The following is a 16965-nucleotide window of genomic DNA, read 5'->3' as shown; positions in this document are numbered from 1 at the left end:
CCGATTGGTAAACCGGCCACGCATATTTTCGTCGCAATAGATCAATTCACCGCGATACAGCGTCGCCCGCACATTTCCGTTACCGTCGAGCACGGCGATATCCGCATCCTTGCCGCAGGCAATCGATCCGGTGCGGTCGTCAATACCCAGAAACTTTGCCGGCGACAGGCTGGCCATATGCACCGCATCTCGAAAGTCGATACCCGCCAGCCTGTGCAGGTTGGCCACCGCCCTCTCCAGGGTCAGGGTGCTGCCGGCCAGTGAGCCGCTATTGGTCCTGGCGATACCCTGTTTCAGATCCACTTCCATTTTCCCCAACATGTAACGCCCGTCCGTCAGGCCACCGGCATTGATACAGTCGCTGATCAGAGTGATTTTCCCCGGTTCCTTTAATTTGCAGATCATCTGCAGTATCGCCGGGTGCAAGTGCACACCGTCGGCGATCACTTCCACATTGACATCTTCCATCAGCACGGCGCCAGTGCAGCCGGGGTCGCGGTGGTGGATGCCGCGCATGCCGTTGAATACGTGCACGCCACCGCAAGCGCCGGCGCCCAGTGCCGCGATGGTCTGCTCGTAATCTGCGTCGGTGTGCCCCAGCATCACCTTTACGCCTTTTTCCGTCAGGTAGGGGATTATCTCTGTGGCCCCTTCAATTTCGGGCGCTAGAGCCAGCACTTTCAGTTGTCCGTGGGCGGCCTTCAGCAGTGCGTCGATACGCTCACGGCTCGGTGTGAGGAAGTAGTGCTCGTTGTGTGCGCCCTTGTGCTTGCAGGCAAAGAAAAGGCCTTCGCTGTAGCCGCCCAGCACCTGGGCGCCGGGCTGGGTGGTCAGTGCGGCGCGGCCCAGGTTGTCCATCGCGGCCAGGGTCTCTTCCCAGCTACTGGTCACAGTGGTGGCGAGAAAGCCGGTGACGCCGTGGTGGGCCAGGGAGCAGGAGATGGTATCCAGCGCTTCCGGAGTCGCGTCCATCACATCGCAGCCCTCACGGCCGTGGATATGCAGGTCAATCATGCCGGGAACCAGGGTCGCGCCCGGCAGTTCTATTAACGGCAGTTCGCCGCCGAGTGTGTCGGTAATGTCGGCGATACGGCCGTCCTCTATGCGCAGGCAGTGATCGGCCAGGTCCTCTGTTTCAGTGATTGCGCGCGCGGCCCTGAGGTAATAGTTGTCAGTCTTCATCCGTAGCTATTTTTTGTTCCTGAGCACTGGGGAGGGCGAGCAGGGCGGCGCCGCGAGCGCCACTGGCATCGCCGAATTTAGGCGGCACCACTGGCGGGGCGCTGAAGCCGGGGAAAAGCAGATTTTCTATGGCGCCGGGCAGATCCCGGTAGAGTTCCTGTATGTTGGACAGGCCGCCGCCCAGAACGAAGATATCCGGGTCGTGCGCCATTACCAAATTGGCGAAGGCCGCGCCCAACAGGTCCAGGTGCACGGCTTTGGTATTCAGCGCCCGCGGGTCTCCGTCGCGCCAGCGCTGCACCAGCGTCGGTATTTCGATTTCCTCGCCCCACAGCTGTCGGTGCAGCGCCGCCAGGCCCGGGCCGGTGATATAGGTTTCCAGGCAGCCGAGGAGTCCGCAGCCGCAGCGAAGCAGCGGCAGCTGGTACTTTTTCCGCAGGCCGGCCGGTAGTGGATGGTGGCCGTATTCGCCGGCGATACCCTGGCGGCCGCGGTAGAGTCTGCCGTTGATCACCAGGCCCCCGGCGGCGCCGGTGCCGAGCACGGCGCCGTACACATGGCGGAAACCCTCGCCCGCACCGCCGCGGGATTCGGACAGGGCGAACAGGCGGCAGTCGTTCTCTACGACTACCCTGTGCCCGAGTCGCGCCGCCAGCGACTCCGCCACTTTTTTGCCACTGGCGCAGGCGATATTGGCGGACAGCGAGCGCCCCTCGGCATCGATCAGGCCCGGCATACCGATGCCGACTTTGCCCTTGCAGCGGTGGCGGCGATTTGCGTTCTTCACCAGTCCGACGAGTGTATCGATAAAAATCCCATAGTCATCGACAGGTGTGGTCAGCCGCTCGCTTTCGAGTTTGTTCAAGTCTGCGTCGAAGCAGGCAAACTCTATCTTGGTGCCGCCGATATCTACGCCGTAAATCAACGCCTATTCCCCGTGGTAAATGGATGTATGGTTACGCCCTGGACTACCCGGTTGACCTCGCCGGTGGGGCAGGGGTTGTCCGGCGTGATGCCCAGCGCAAGAGATTTGTAGAAGGCCAGCAGCTGCGCGAAGACGATGTAGTAGAGGGCCAGCCAAGCGTCCTTGAGGCCGCAGGTGTCGACCAGGTCCGCCGGGCAGGAAATCCACTCGGTAGTGCCATCGCGGCGCAGTTCTTCGAGCAGATCGTCGTCGTAGCCGCGGCAGTAGCTGTCGTTGCTCTGCAGCAGAAGCACCAGGGTGGATTTGTTGAGCATCGACTTGGGGCCGTGGCGGAAGCCGAGCGGGCTCTCCGCGTTGCAGTCCACCTTGCCCGCAGTCAGTTCCAGCATCTTCAGTGCGGCCTCCGTTGCTATGCCCCTCAGGCCGCCGGAACCGAGGAATACTACGCGCCGGAAGTCCCGCTGCGCTAGTACGCGCACTATGTCGAGCCGGGTTTCAAGAAGAGTGCGGGTGTTCCCGGCCAGGATTTCCACCTGCCCCGTGCCGGGAGCAAATACTTCCAGTGTGCCGACGAGCATGGCGGTAAAACTGCTGGTCATGGCGAAGCTCTGGTCGAGCGTCTCTGCGAGCATCAGCAGCGAATAGCTGTTGTCTCCGCTGCGCGCGCGCGCGGCGAGCTCGCCGTCGCGGTTGCAGGTGATGACCAGGTGATAGCAGTCGTCGACACACCGATCGGCTAGGTCGTAGGCGCCGACACTCTCCGGGCTGTTGCCGGAGCGGGCGTAGGAGATCAGCAATGTGGGCTGCTGCCGCAGCAGGTAATCCTGCGGGTTGCTGACCAGGTCAGTGGTGCTGATCGCCTCGACGCGGCGCTCCATAACCCGGGTCAGGTAGGGCGCCAGAGTTTCGCCCACATAGGCGGAAGTGCCCGCACCGGTCAGAATAATGCGCAGGTCGCGCCGCTCGAGCAGGGGCTTGAGCCAGCTGTCGAGTTCGCCCCGCTGCTGCTGAACCAGTTGGGCTGTGCCCAGCCACACATCCGGTTGCTGAGCAATTTCCCGCGCTGTGTGCTCGCCGTTTTGTGTGCGCAGTTTGGCCTTGTTGATCGCTAAATTCTCGTACATCGTCCTGGTCCTTTGTTACTGCTTCCAGCAGGCTTCGGCGTAGGCGGCGGTGACCTTGCGGATGCGCGCTTTCACCAGCGCGTGCGGTTCGTTAGAGAGCCGGCCCTCGCGAATCTCCCGGTACTCCTCCGGGAAGTACTGGCTGGCCAGCGGCAGCGGAATCGGTTTGTCCGACAGGTTGTGGAGCAGCCGGGCGCTGGCTTGCTGTACTTCTTCGTCGGGCCAGTAATAGCGGATGCGGTCGCTGTAACTGTAGTTGCGGTAAAGTGGCAACTGCTCCGCTGCCACTTTGTAGAAGGCCTGCCAGTATTTGGGCTGGTCCCGCATGCGCTGTTCGCAGACATAGCGCAAGTTGGATTTCTGCGCGATGCCGGGCAGCTCCTCCTCGATATGGCTGAGGGCAAACAGGGCTTCGCGCAGGGCGAAAGTCAGCTGGGGGCCCACTTTCAGTATCGCGAAGTGGTCGCGCACCAGTTGCCGGTAGCTCTGCAGGGTCTGGTAGTCGGTGGAGTGGGCCTCGAAGGCGATGCCGCCCGCCTCTTCGGCCAGCGCCTTGAGTTTTTCCGCCTTGGCCGGCTGGTAGTCGATGACGGATGTGTGATCGAACTCCACCCCCGGCTGCACCACAAGGCCGATCACGCGCTGCCACGCTTTCGTTAGCCCCAGCTTTTCGAAGGCGGCGCGGTGTAGCGCTATGGTGTTGCGCGCCTGGGACGGGGCCGTCACTTCCAGCTCGGCAATTGCCTCTCTGGCGCCACCGGGCGGCGGCACTTCGGTGCCGATGATATAGACGATTTTGCTCTTGTTACCGCGGCGCTTGGCAGCCTCTTCGGCGACGCTGCACAGGTCGGCGGCGCGGGCGGCGATAATCTTGTCCGCCAGCGGTAGCCGGTCGTCGGTGCAGGGCATGCTGCAGTCCAGGTGAATCTTGCTGAAGCCGGCGGCCACATAGGCGTCGATCAGGTCGCGGGCTTTCTGCATGGCCGTCTCGGCCGTCTCAGCCTGCCAGCACACGGGCCCCAGGTGATCGCCGCCGAGCAGTACCCGTGCAGAATCCAGCCCGACCCCGTCGGCCAGCGTCATCACATAGTCGAAGAAGTCCACCGGCCGCATGCCGGTATAGCCGCCGAACTGGTTCACCTGGTTGGCGGTAGCCTCGATCAGCAGGGGTGTGCCGTCCGCCAGCGCCTGCTCCATGGCCGCCTCCAGCACCAGGCCGTGGGCGGAGCAGACGGAGTAGATGCCCCGCGGCTGTCCGCTGAGATTGGCGGTGATCAAATCTTGCAGCATAGGAATCCCTTGTTGTTACTTTTTCTGAATGCATTCAGTCGACGATCACCACCTTTACACCGACCTCGGAGATCGCCTGGTGAAAGGTGTCGGGTATGCCGGCGTCGGTGATCAGTATGTCGATGTCGGCAAAATCGCAGATCTTGTGCACGCCGGAGCGGTTGAACTTGGAGGAGTCGGTGACCGCGATCACCTGGCGGGCCACCTTGCACATCAGCCGGTTCAGGTTGGCCTCGTACTCGAAGTGGGTGGTGATGCCGCCCTGGAAGTCGATGCCGTCGACTCCCAGGAATACCTTGTCGAAGTGGTAGCAGCGCAGCATTTCCTCGGCCGGGCGGCCGTAGAAGGAGAGGGACTTCTTGCGCAGGGTGCCGCCGGTCATCAGCACCTCTATCCCCTCGGCGTCGAGCAGCTGCTGGGCCACATTGAGGCCATTGGTCATGACCAGCAGGCGCTCGAAATCCCGCAGCTGCCGGGCTATTTCGGCGGTGGTGGTGCCCGAGTCCAGGATGATGGTGTCCTGCTCACGGATCTCCTTGACGGCGGTCGCGGCCAGCCGGCGCTTGATGTCCAGGTGCTCGGTGACCTTTTCCTGCACCGACAGCTCCTGGGTGACCCGATTGCTGGCCACGGCGCCGCCGTGGGTACGCACCAGCAGCCCCTTCTTGTGCAGGTAGTTGAGGTCGCCGCGGATGGTTACCGCAGAGACGCTGTACTTCTCTACCAGTTCCGAAACCTGCACGCGCCCGGCATCGGCGGCAGTCTGGATGATGTCGTGTCTTCTCTCAATCGTGTTTGTGGGCACGGCTCTTTCTCGCGGGGAATCTGTCGTTATTCTACGAAACTTTCGTTTTCTTTCAATAAAATTTTATTTTTTATATGCTTTCATTTTTTGAAAATATTTATTATTCAACAGGTTATATAAAAATTTAGGCGTCGAATTGATTTCTTCTGATCAAAAAGTGAAAGTTTTCGAAGCATTTTTTAGTTGAACGATGGGTTTCGCTTGGTTATTGTCGGAAGCCTGCGAATTCCGACTGTCTGGACAAAGGGTGAATATAAAAATGAGTTCGATCGATCGTCGCAATTTCCTCAAAGCGAGCCTGGCAGCGGCCACCGCCGCGGCCACCGCCGGCTGCGCAACTACTACTGGTAGAGGGGTGATAGGCGGCTCCCCGCTGACCGGCCAGAAGTCGGTGATGGGGCTGGTGGTGCCGCCGATGGAGACAGTCCGGGTCGGCTTTATCGGTGTTGGCCAGCGCGGCGTCGGTGCGGTCAAGCACTTCTGCAATGTCGACGGAGTCGAGATTAGGGGTATTTGTGATATCGATCAGCAGGTGCTGGATCGCGCCGTCAATATAGTCACGGCCAGGGGAATGCCACGCCCGGCGGCCTACGGCAAGAATGAGTACGCTTACCGCGATCTGCTGGAACGCGACGATATCGATATGGTCATCATCTCCACCCCCTGGCGCTGGCACACGCCGATGGCCGTGGAAACCATGCTGGCCGGCAAGCACGCCATGGTGGAGGTACCTGCGGCGCTGACCATCGATGAGGCCTGGCTACTGGTAGACACCGCCGAGCAGACCCAGAAGAACTGCATGATGCTGGAGAATGTCTGCTACGGCCGCGACGAGCTGATGGCCCTGAATATGGTGCGCAAGGGCCTGCTCGGAGATCTGCTGCACGGCGAGGCCGCCTATATCCACGAACTGCGCTGGCAGATGAAGGAGGTCGACCGCAAGACCGGCTCCTGGCGCACCCGCTGGCACGCGCTGCGCGACGCCAACCTCTATCCGACCCACGGCCTGGGGCCCATCGCCCAATACATGAACATCAACCGCGGCGACCGCTTCGATTACATGAACTCCATGAGCAGCCCGGCGCTGGGGCGCGCCGCCTATGCCGAGCGCGAGTTTCCCGCGGATCACCAGCGCAACCGGCTCAACTATATCGCCGGTGACATCAATACCAGTCTGATCAAGACGGTGAAGGGCAGGACCATCATGGTCCAGCACGACACCACCACGCCGCGACCCTACAGCCGCCACAACCATATCCAGGGTACCAACGGCGTCTTTGCCGGCTTCCCCAACCGCATCGCTCTGGAGAAGGGCGGTCGCAAGAGTTTCCACGAGTGGGACTACGACATGGATTACTGGTATGAGCGCTACGATCACCCACTGTGGCGCCGTATGGGTGAGGTGGCTGAGCGCAACGGCGGCCACGGCGGCATGGACTTCCTGATGTTCTGGCGATTGGTCTATTGCCTGCGCAACGGCCTGCCCTTGGATCAGGATGTCTACGATGCGGCCGCCTGGTCCGCGGTGACCCCGCTGTCCGAGGCCTCAGTGAAAAACCGCGGCGACAGCGTGGACTTCCCGGACTTTACCCGCGGCGCTTGGAAAACGGCAATACCCTTGGGCGTCGTCAGCTGACCGCGGCGGGCCCCGCGCCCGCCCGATGCATCAGCTCGTATAAGCCCGCCGAGTTTCCAAACCATTCATAAAACTATAAATAAGGGAAGGTGAACCATGATTAAAAGTAAAAAGCACGTCCTCAGCCTGGCAATCGGCGCTCTGGGCTTGGCATCGCAGGGTATGGCGCAGGAGAAGGAAGCAGAGCGGACAACCGACGACCTGAAGCCGGTATCGGATAAGGTGGTGGAAGAGGTGGAGGTCTACGGTATACGCAGCAGCATCAAATCGTCGCTGGATATCAAGAAAAACTCGGTCAATGTGGTGGACGCCATTATGGCCGAGGATATCGGCAAGTTCCCGGACCAGAATATCGCCGAGGCGCTGCAGCGCATGAGCGGCGTCACTATCACCCGCAATGCCGGCGAGGGGCAGAATATCACCGTGCGCGGCCTGGGCGGCGATTACAACGTGACTACCATCAACGGCCGCCGCATGGCCTCCGAGCACAGCAGCCGCGATTTCAACTACGACCTGATTGCCGCCGAACTCTTGAAAGGTGTCGAGGTATACAAATCGCCGGTGGCCAAAACCCAGGAGGGCGGCATCGGTTCGGTGGTCAATATCCAGACCCGGCGCCCGCTGGATTTCTCCGGCCTGACCGTATCCGGGTCGGTCAAGGGCATCTACGAGGATCGCACCGAGGAGATGAATCCTCAGGCTTCCTTCCTGGTCAGCAACACCTTTGCCGACGGCACCTTCGGCGCGCTGCTGACCGCGGTCTACTCGGAGCGCACATTGCGCACTGACGCCTACCAGGGCGAGGGTTTCTACAACCGGGGCAACGAGGACTCGATCACCGTGCGCCAGGATGTGGACGGCAACGGCGAATTCGATCCGGCGGTGGACAACGAATACGGCTCCATCATTCCCGGCTATGTGCGCTACACCAACTGGCAGGATACCCGCGAGCGGATCGGTGCCAGCCTGGCATTGCAGTGGCAACCGCGGGGCGATGTCGAAGTGAATTTCGACAGCATCTACTCCGCCTACGACACCAACGGCGAGCAGTACGAAATCTCCTTCGTCACCTATGACGAGGACTGGACGCCGGGCATTCCCAATGTCACCGACCTGGGCTTCGATGATGATGGCCTGGTTAATGCGCTGACCTTGAGCGACGGCGCCATGGCCGAGCTGCTGAACACCTCGCTCCCGCGCAAGACCGAAACCTTCCAGGTCGGAAACAATGTGGCCTGGCATGTCCGCGACAACCTGACCCTGACCGTGGATGTTTCCCACTCTGAATCGGAGAATACCAACAACGGCGACAACCGCTATATAGTCGCGCGCGGCTTCGTGGACGAGATCCGCATTGACCAGTCCGGCGGCAACCTGCTGCCGGATATCACCATGACCCCGGCCCTGTCTCACAACTCTCCGTTCGGTGCCCACTACAGCTACAACTACGGCAACGAGATCCGGGACAAGGTGACCGAGTTCAAGTTCGACGGCGACTGGGCGCCTCTGGACTCCATCGTCTCCTCGGTGCAGTTCGGCATCAACTATGGCGACCAGGCCAAGGAACGGGATTCCTACCGTTCGGTCGGCCCATCCATCTTCAGCAATGCCGGCGAGCAGTTTGAAAGATACCCGCAGTATTCTCCGGATATGTCGGCGGCGGAGAATATCGCCGGCTTCGATCTGTTCCGCCTACCGGCGGATGTTCTGGTGGCCCCGCGTTTCGACAATTTCCTCGACGGTGAAGCTGGCTCTCACCCGGCGCCCTGGGCCAGCTTCGATTACGACAAACTGTTCGCTTTCTATGAGTCGATCAGCGCCGATGCCGCCAATGATCTAGTCAAAGCCCAGTTCCGCCCCAACGATTCCTTCACCGTGGGCGAATCCACCCTTGCGGCCTATGTGCAGGCCGATCTGCAGAGCGAGCTGTTGGAGCGGCCCTTCACCCTGAACCTGGGACTGCGGGCCATAGAGACCACAGTGACCAGCTCCGGCTACTCGCTGGACGTGGACGCGGTGCGCTTCGAGGCGGGGGATGAACCCGGCGAGCTGCAGTATGTCGGTGATGAGTCAGATTACCAGCGCCAGATGGATTTCGAGGATTCCTACACGGATGTGCTGCCGAGCCTGAACTTCAAGTGGAACCTGCGCGATGACCTGATCTACCGTTTCAGCGCGGCCAAGGTGATCACCCGGCCGCAGATAGATTCCCTCACGGCTTACAGCTACCTGAACCTGCGCGAGTTCGAGCTGCACAGCTCCAACCCCGGGCTGGAGCCGATGCGCGCGAGCCAGTTTGATACCGGCCTCGAGTGGTATTTCTCCGACTACGGTGCGGTGACTGGTACCTTCTTCCTCAAGGATATCGAGTCCTTTATCGAGTCGGGACGCAACGGCACACGCACCATCGACGGCCGCAACTTCGCTGTCTACAGCGCCATCAACGGAGAAGAGGGCGCGGAGGTACGCGGTACCGAGCTGGCCTATCAACAGTCCTTCGCCGGCATTCTGCCGGGTGTTTTCGGCGGCCTCGGCATACAGCTGAACTACACCTATGTGGACAGCGAGTACGATGACCGCGAGCGCCGCGCCGCGGGCCTGCCTTTCCGGGGCATGCCGAAAAACTCCTACAACGTGGTACTCTACTACGAGGGCGACGCCTTGCAGGCGCGGCTGGCCTACAACTGGCGCGGCAAGGTGATGACCAATCCTGACGCCTGGGGTGGCCCCAGCTGGGATGCGGACTACGGCCAGTTCGACTTTAGCGCCGACTACGACTGGACGGACAGCATTAATGTGAGTCTCAGCGTGAACAACATCACCAACGAGCGCAACTGGGGCTACATACTGCGCTCGGATCAGGTCAGCCACCTGGCGCGCTACGGACGCTTGGTCAACCTGGGTGTAAGCGTTAATTTCTGATTCACGTCCCGGACCGCCGGGACTATCAGAAGCCCCTTGAAATGGGGCACTTTTCGCCCCTGCTACCGCTGGAAGTTTGCGGGACACGCTGTGAATACATCCGTGTACGCTATCCACGGCCATCCTTGGCCGTAAATTCCCGCGCCATCAGGGCCTTTGCGTCCGGCTTTAGTATTCTTTTTCGGCAGCCGGGGCTGGTTAAAAAAATATAGGTGGGAGCGCCAATGAGTATCCTTGTTTCCCTCGAAAATATCTCCAGCGAGTCGAAGGGCAGCCTCCTACCGATGGCGATTATCGGCCTGCTCTTCTTTATCTTCGGCTTTGTCACCTGGCTGAATGGCTCGCTGATTCCATTCCTGAAAATTCTCTGCGACTTGAACGACTTCCAGGCGCTCTTCGTGACCTTTGTCTTTTATATCGCCTACACCGTTATGGCGCTGCCCATGTCCTTTATCCTGCGCCGCACCGGCTACCGTGACGGCATGGCCATAGGTCTCGCCATCATGGCGGTGGCGACGTTGGTGTTTATTCCCGCGGCGCAGACCGGCAGTTACCCGATTTTCCTGCTGGGCCTGTTCGGCCTGGGAGGCGGTTTGACGATACTGCAGACTGCGGCAAACCCCTATGTGGTGAAAGTCGGTCCGGTAGAGAGTGCGGCGACCCGCATTGCCGTGATGGGAATTATCAACAAGAGTGCCGGTGTGCTGGCGCCGTTGGTATTCACCGCCCTGGTATTGTCTGGCCTTACGGAATTCAACGCTGAGACGGTCGCGCAACTGGTGGAAGTTGATCGCACGGTAAAAATGGAAGAGGTGGCCAACCGGCTGGTCGCGCCCTATACCGCCATGGCGGTACTGCTGTTCCTGCTGGTGGGGCTGGTGAAATTTTCCCGGTTGCCGGATATCGAGGACGAAGCGCCGGTGGACGGAAAACCCAAGTCCGGGATTTGGCAGTTTCCGCAGCTGGTGTTGGGCGCCCTGGCGCTGTTTGCCTATATGGGCGTCGAGGTGATAGCCGGCGATACCATCGGCCTCTATGGCGAGCGGCTTGGGCTGGCCAACTTTGCGTCGCTGACCTCCTACACCATGGCGTTTATGGTGGTGGGCTACCTGGTCGGTGTCTTCGCCATTCCGCGTTTTATCAGCCAGCAGCAGGCCCTGCTGGGCTCGGCGATTGCCGGCGGCCTCTGCGTAATCGGTGTGCTTTTCGGTTCCGCGGAGAGTTCGGCGATTGCTGGCGCCTTGTGGGGCTGGACCGCTATTCCGGTGGTGCCCGATACGGTGACTTTTGTCGCGCTGATGGGGCTGGCCCACGCGCTGGTGTGGCCGACGATATGGCCGCTCGCTCTGGATAACCTAGGCAAATTTACTGCCCAGGGCTCTGCCTTGCTGATTATGGGCATCGCTGGCGGCGCGGTGATACCTCTGGCCTTTGGTCGGATTGCCGGGGCCGGCGGCGGCATAGTGAATGCTTACTGGATAGCGCTGCCCTGCTACCTTTTTATCCTGTTTTACGCCGTTAAGGGATGCAGGCTGCGCAGTTGGATGTGATCTCTCGACAATACTGAGTTCCCTGTAACTTATTGCTTTTAAAGGGTTTCTTAGGTTTGAGCGTTTTTAGAAAAAAAACTATAAATCAATAGGTTGAAGTGTTTTCTCCAAGAGCTTGGTACTCTCAAGTATTTTGGTAGGAATTATTCGTATCGCTAAACTATAGGCATTCCGCCATCCGCATTGACCCATCTTTGGAAATTAAGACGCTACCACCACCATAGGTATTAACTAGGGCCTGTCTACACAAAGTTTGTTACGATTTGCGCTTATGGGAATTACAAAAGTGCAATTCGAAGTTATTGAACACTTTTTGCCTGTGTAGCGTGGTAACGTCAAAATACCGAATATAGGAGTCATTAATGCCATTTTGTACATAGCTGAGTATGGCTGCAAGTGGCGAGGTCTCCCGGAACGGTTTGGCAAGTGGTATAGCATCTACATGAAAGCTAATCGCTGGGCTAAAAAGGTGTTTTGGACTATGTTTTTGCAGTACTACAGGAGGTGGACGTTATCAATATTCAGGTTGATCAGGTGTCTCTGGATAGCACGATTGTTAAGGTCCACCCAGACGGCACAGGTGCATTAAAAACGCTCCTCAAACCATCGGAAAATCAAGAGGCGGATGGACAACTAAAATTCACATGGTAGCCGCGGATGACAGGACTGCGGTGACATTCTCTCTGTCTCCCGGTCAATCTGGTGATGCGATGCGCCAGAAGGTAGAAGCTTGCTGAAAACGTTGTAGAATAACAGCTGGGGAATTATTAGCGTCATCATGGACAAAGCTTATGAGGGAGATGAAACCCGACAGCTTGTACTGGAATCTTGGTATGACTCCGGTTGTCCCTCCTAAGGTAAGTCGATTGGCACCGTGGGAATATGACCGTGAAATGTAAAAAAAAAAGAAATGAATTTGAGTACTTGTTCCGTCAATTAAAGGGATTTCGAAGGATATTTAGCTGTTTTGACAAGTCGGATGTGATTTTTCGTTTTTCCATTAGCTTTTCATTGATTGCAGATAGGTTGATTTGTGTAGACAGGCCCTAGAACAACGCCATCTGCACGCTTTTATACACTGGAGAGAACAAGCAGGGTGGAATGATGAAAGCAGTATAACGCGAAAGTGCCACCTACAATTCTGCGTGGGCTGCAGGTTAAAGTCCACCTGCCTACTCATCCGTTTGTGCGTACTGAAGCTAGGTCATATAGTCGTCTTTTTATCCATAAAACGGCAATCTTAATCAAGCTAGCGGGTCGGCATCTGCGTCGTAGGGCAGCTCCTGAATTTCCAGGATTCGGCCGTCTTTGAGTCGCAGAGTTTCGCCGGCGGCTACTTTGGCGATGGTGAGCACAGCGAGAAGCTGTATTCCATCCTGACTGTGGCAGGCCTCCACCAGGTTGCCGATGCTCTGCTTGCCTTCGCCGTAGATTTCCAGTCCGCTGGCCGGGAGATCGCCGCCAGTGCATTTTGCCCGATAGAGGCGGCGCTTTGTTGCGCCGCGGTATTGCATACGAGCCACCACCTCCTGGCCTGTATAACAGCCTTTTTTGAAGCTCACACCACCGAGTAGATGCAGGTTGGTCATCTGCGGAATAAACATTCCCGAAGTGGCGGCATTGATCTGGGGGATGCCGGCATCAATCTGTCCTTTTTGCCAGAGGTCATAGCCGGTTACTTCGCACAGTGGGGCGAGCGTTTGCCAGAGCTGCTGCGCCTTGGTGACTGGCACCAGCAGGGCCAGTTGGCATTCATTGACTGACTGGGCGATACAGCGCTCACCTGCAAAATCAAAAGCCACAACCGCACCGGTGGCAGGTGCGCTGTAGCCAAGCAGTTGCGCGGCGCGCTCCGCTGCATCCTGGCCCTGTAAGCCGAGCCAGAGGGATTTTTCGCTGATATCTTGCAATTGCGTGTTAAAGAAAACGGCGTACTTGGCCAGTGCCTGTTGTGCAATAGGCCCAAGGTCCCGCAGGAGCCGAAAAATAAACCTGCTCGGGGACACTTTCAGGGCGCTAAAGGTGCTGATTATACGGCCCTTGGGATTGCAGTGGGCGCCTAGGGTGCTGTGCCCATCAGGCAGGTTCACCAGGTCGCAGGTGATCTGACCCTGCAGAAATTTTTGGCTGTCGGGGCCGTGGATGGAGATGGAGCCGATGGGGCTGAGATCAATCAGGTGCAGACCCTGTGGGTCGTCACTGCTGGTAAGAGGAAAATGGGCCTTCTCGCCCTCCCAGATGGCACCTTGGCCACTGAGGAAATCCTGCCATTGTTGCCGGTCCATAGTATTCCCACCTGCGTTTGTCTGGTGGCAGTATTTGGGGGGCTTTGCGTCTTTTTCAAGTTTACTGGGTTGCGGGTATACTGCGTCCTTTATCTGGATTGGAAAGCGCCTTATGGATCGCAACCGCCTGTTTTGGGCCAGTCGTCGCGGCATGTTGGAACTGGATTTGGTGTTGCTGCCATTTTTAGACAATGTTTACAATACCCTGGCACCTGCAGACCAACGGCGCTATATCCAGTTGCTGGAAGAACAGGATCAGGATCTGTTCGCCTGGTGCCTGCGTCGCGAGGATCCTACTGACCCGGAGCTGCTCCGTATCGTGCAGATTATCCGTGACAACACCGGTCTGCAGAAATAGGCGCTCTCCAGGTCACTTTGAGCGCTGCGCGCGTTTGAGCTGCGTTGTCGTTGCCTCCCCTCTGTTGTTGTTGCTTTTGCTTCTGGTTGCCCTGCAAGCGGTACTGTTACTGTGGCTCTGCGATTTGCCCCCTTGGCTGTTCTGGACTGCACTGCCGTGGGTATGTCTTTACGTCGCCTGGGAAAAGCGCCGTCTGGGGCGTATGACGGGAAGGTTATCGACCCGAGAGCGCCGCTGGTATTGGCGGGCAAGAGGGGAGGAAGTGCGGGAGTTCGGCTTATGTGGTGAACTGGTGCTGTGGCGCTGGCTGCTTGTGATCAATGGCCGGGATTGGTATGGCAGGCGGGTGTGCCTGGTGTTGGCACGAGATGCATTACACGCCGACGACTGGCGCAGATTACAGGTAGCACTGCGTTATTCCCGCTAGAAGTGGCGCCCACTTGTCTATGGGATTAAATAAACTGCCGTTGGTTGGCGAAGTTCTCCGGAACCAGAATCGTATCCATAGCGAGCTCCCGCAGCTTCGGATAATCCAGCGAGTAGTGCAGGCCCCGGCTCTCCCTGCGCTCCAGTGCGGAGCGGATAATCAGCTCGGAAACCAAAGCGAGATTGCGCAGTTCTACCAGGTCGTTAGTGATTCGGTAGTTGGCATAGAATTCACGAATTTCCCGTTGTAACAGTTTTACGCGGTGCTGGGCGCGGAGCAGGCGTTTGCGTGTGCGCACGATTCCCACATAGTCCCACATAAAACGGCGCAGTTCGTCCCAGTTATGGGAAATCACCACGTCCTCGTCCGAGTCTGTGACTCGCGAAGCATCCCAGGGTGGAGCAGGGCGGGGTGACTGTACCACCTCCAGGTGTGCGTCGATGTGCCTGGCGGCGGAGCGGGCATACACCAGGCACTCCAGCAGGGAGTTGCTGGCCAGGCGGTTGGCGCCGTGTAGGCCGGTAAAGGTGGTTTCACCAATAGCGTACAGCTGGTCGAGGTCAGTGCGCCCGTAGCGGTCCACCATAATGCCACCACAGGTGTAGTGCGCCGCGGGCACCACCGGTATGGGTTCGCAGGTGATGTCGATACCGTATAGAAGGCAGTTGCTGTAGACCGTGGGGAAGTGCTCGCGGACAAAATCTGCTTCTCGGTGGGAGATATCCAGGTAGAGGCAGTCCGCGCCAAGGCGCTTCATTTCATGATCGATGGCTCGTGCGACGATATCCCGCGGCGCCAACTCGCCGCGCCTGTCAAAGCGATCCATGAAACGGCCGCCGTCCGGTAATTTCAGATAGGCACCCTCGCCGCGCAATGCCTCTGTTACCAATAGGGCCTTGGCCTTGGGGTGGTAGAGGCAGGTTGGGTGGAACTGGTTGAATTCCATATTGGCTACCCGACAACCGGCGCGCCAGGCCATGGCGATACCATCGCCGCTGGCGCCATCGGGGTTACTGGTATACAGGTAGGCCTTGCTGGCGCCGCCGGTGGCGAGCACTACAGCTCTGGCCTGAAACAGCACCACCTCTCCCGAACTGCGGTCGAGTACATAGGCTCCGCCACAGCGAAAGCGGCCCTCCAGCGGATCGGGCTGGCGGATCAGATCGACCGCCAGGTGCTGCTCGAAGCAATCGATATTGTCGCTGCCGCGCACCCGGTCAATCAAGGTGCTGTGCACCGCTCGACCGGTAGCATCGGTGCTGTGAATAATGCGGCGATAGCTGTGTCCACCCTCCTTGGTCAGATGATAGTCACTGCCCTCGCGGGTAAAATCCACCCCTTGGTCGATCAGCCAGCGGATAGCGGCAGTGCCTCCCTCGACAGTGAAGTGTACAGATGACGGGTGGCAGAGTCCGGCACCCGCGTCTAATGTGTCTGCAATATGCGACTGCACTGAATCCGTTTTATCCAGCACTGCAGCTATGCCCCCTTGGGCAAACCAGGTGGAACCATCTTGCAACCGCTGCTTGGAAATCAGGGCAACACGGTACCGGGCTGCGAGATGCAGCGCCAGGGTGAGGCCGGCAGCACCGCTGCCGATAACGAGAACGTCGTAGTTTACCTGGGCATTCATAGATTTTATTTATGATCTGGGGTCGCGTAGTATAGCGCTTCTTGACTATTCGTCGATTCGACCTGGAACTTATGTGCAATTGTCAGTGTCCTCAACACAGTAGAAAAAATGCCTGCGCCGGTAGCCTCTCAATAAATGGAAAAGGCCTCCGCAGTGGGGCTGTGTATGGGAGTTGGGGATGACAGCGCATCAGGCGGGCGCGAGTGACCGTGAACTGGTGGAACGGGTTCAAAAGGGGGATAAACGCGCTTTTGATCTTTTAGTACTTAAATACCAACATAAGATCGTTGCGGTAGTCAGCCGGTTTATCAAGGACCACAGTGAAGTACAGGATGTTACGCAAGAAGCTTTTATCAAAGCCTACCGGGCGCTGGCCAATTTCCGGGGGGAGAGTGCCTTTTACACATGGATGTATCGGATTGCGATTAACACTGCCAAGAACCACTTGGTGTCCCGCAGCCGCCGTCCACCGTCCTTTGATGTGGATTTGGAGGACGCAGAATTCTACTCGGGTGCCGATTTGCTCCGGGATAACGAGACGCCGGAAAACCAGATGTTTCGCGACCAGTTGGAAACGGCGGTACATGGCGCCATTCGCGCACTGCCAGAGGACCTGCGCTCAGCAGTTACCCTGAGGGAGCTGGAGGGATTGAGCTACGAGGAAATTGCCGAGGTGATGGGATGTCCGGTGGGCACGGTACGCTCGAGAATATTCCGTGCCCGGGAGGCAATAGACCGGACAGTCCAGGCTGTAATGGCGGGGGAGCCGGAAACACTGGGTGACAGAGGCTGAGTTTGCGGGAAATTTTCCCAACAGGGGAAACAAAA

Annotated in this window: 13 protein-coding genes and 1 pseudogene; 7 read left to right on the top strand and 7 right to left on the bottom strand. The window is 58.5% G+C overall.

Annotated elements, in window-relative coordinates:
• The 5 genes from nagA to agaR form a co-directional block, all read right to left on the bottom strand.
• Positions 1–1182 (bottom strand): N-acetylglucosamine-6-phosphate deacetylase (gene nagA / locus Q5Y71_RS12885; protein ID WP_306042532.1); only part of this gene is annotated, 1182 nt, incomplete at its 3' end.
• Positions 1172–2107, bottom strand: a complete 936-nt coding sequence (locus Q5Y71_RS12880; RefSeq protein WP_306042531.1) for an ROK family protein — start codon at positions 2105–2107, stop codon at positions 1172–1174. The genes Q5Y71_RS12880 and nagA, both read right to left, overlap by 11 nt.
• The gene (locus Q5Y71_RS12875) at positions 2104–3231 is read right to left on the bottom strand and encodes an SIS domain-containing protein (protein WP_306042530.1); all 1128 of its coding nucleotides are present in this window, start codon (positions 3229–3231) and stop codon (positions 2104–2106) included. The genes Q5Y71_RS12880 and Q5Y71_RS12875 overlap by 4 nt, the downstream gene beginning before the upstream one ends.
• Before the next feature lie 15 nt (positions 3232–3246).
• Entirely contained in the window at positions 3247–4521 is a 1275-nt protein-coding gene (locus tag Q5Y71_RS12870; RefSeq protein ID WP_306042529.1) for a D-tagatose-bisphosphate aldolase, class II, non-catalytic subunit, read from the bottom strand.
• A gap of 34 nt (positions 4522–4555) precedes the next feature.
• The gene (gene agaR, locus Q5Y71_RS12865; protein ID WP_301417623.1) at positions 4556–5326 is read right to left on the bottom strand and encodes a transcriptional repressor AgaR; all 771 of its coding nucleotides are present in this window, start codon (positions 5324–5326) and stop codon (positions 4556–4558) included.
• Positions 5327–5573: 247 nt separating this feature from the next.
• Between agaR and Q5Y71_RS12860 the strand changes: the two genes are divergently transcribed.
• From Q5Y71_RS12860 to Q5Y71_RS12845, 4 genes and pseudogenes are all read left to right on the top strand, one after another.
• Positions 5574–6962 (top strand): Gfo/Idh/MocA family protein, encoded by a 1389-nt coding sequence (locus tag Q5Y71_RS12860; protein WP_306042528.1) that lies wholly within the window; start codon positions 5574–5576, stop codon positions 6960–6962.
• A 96-nt stretch (positions 6963–7058) separates the two neighbouring features.
• On the top strand, positions 7059–9884 hold the full coding sequence (locus Q5Y71_RS12855; protein ID WP_306042527.1) for a TonB-dependent receptor: 2826 nt from the start codon (positions 7059–7061) through the stop codon (positions 9882–9884).
• A gap of 230 nt (positions 9885–10114) precedes the next feature.
• Positions 10115–11434 (top strand): glucose/galactose MFS transporter, encoded by a 1320-nt coding sequence (gene gluP / locus Q5Y71_RS12850; protein ID WP_371877052.1) that lies wholly within the window; start codon positions 10115–10117, stop codon positions 11432–11434.
• A 271-nt stretch (positions 11435–11705) separates the two neighbouring features.
• Positions 11706–12484, top strand: a pseudogene (locus tag Q5Y71_RS12845) (IS5 family transposase).
• Between the two features lie 194 nt (positions 12485–12678).
• Here Q5Y71_RS12845 and Q5Y71_RS12840 read toward each other — a convergent pair.
• On the bottom strand, positions 12679–13719 hold the full coding sequence (locus tag Q5Y71_RS12840) for a folate-binding protein YgfZ (protein WP_306042525.1): 1041 nt from the start codon (positions 13717–13719) through the stop codon (positions 12679–12681).
• A gap of 112 nt (positions 13720–13831) precedes the next feature.
• Here Q5Y71_RS12840 and Q5Y71_RS12835 point away from each other — a divergent pair, with 112 nt between their 5' ends.
• Both Q5Y71_RS12835 and Q5Y71_RS12830 read left to right on the top strand, forming a co-directional pair.
• Positions 13832–14077: a succinate dehydrogenase assembly factor 2 gene (locus Q5Y71_RS12835; RefSeq protein ID WP_306042524.1), complete on the top strand. Its 246-nt coding sequence runs from the start codon at positions 13832–13834 to the stop codon at positions 14075–14077.
• A gap of 34 nt (positions 14078–14111) precedes the next feature.
• Positions 14112–14504 (top strand): protein YgfX, encoded by a 393-nt coding sequence (locus Q5Y71_RS12830; protein WP_306042523.1) that lies wholly within the window; start codon positions 14112–14114, stop codon positions 14502–14504.
• Between the two features lie 25 nt (positions 14505–14529).
• Here Q5Y71_RS12830 and nadB read toward each other — a convergent pair whose 3' ends face one another.
• On the bottom strand, positions 14530–16137 hold the full coding sequence (gene nadB, locus Q5Y71_RS12825) for an L-aspartate oxidase (protein ID WP_306042522.1): 1608 nt from the start codon (positions 16135–16137) through the stop codon (positions 14530–14532).
• A gap of 178 nt (positions 16138–16315) precedes the next feature.
• Here nadB and rpoE point away from each other — a divergent pair, with 178 nt between their 5' ends.
• Positions 16316–16930, top strand: a complete 615-nt coding sequence (gene rpoE, locus Q5Y71_RS12820) for an RNA polymerase sigma factor RpoE (protein WP_301417639.1) — start codon at positions 16316–16318, stop codon at positions 16928–16930.
• Positions 16931–16965 lie beyond the last annotated feature (35 nt).

This window comes from Microbulbifer sp. 2205BS26-8, assembly GCF_030731025.1.
GTDB lineage: Bacteria > Pseudomonadota > Gammaproteobacteria > Pseudomonadales > Cellvibrionaceae > Microbulbifer > Microbulbifer spongiae.
This window is presented reverse-complemented; position numbering and strand designations above follow the sequence as displayed.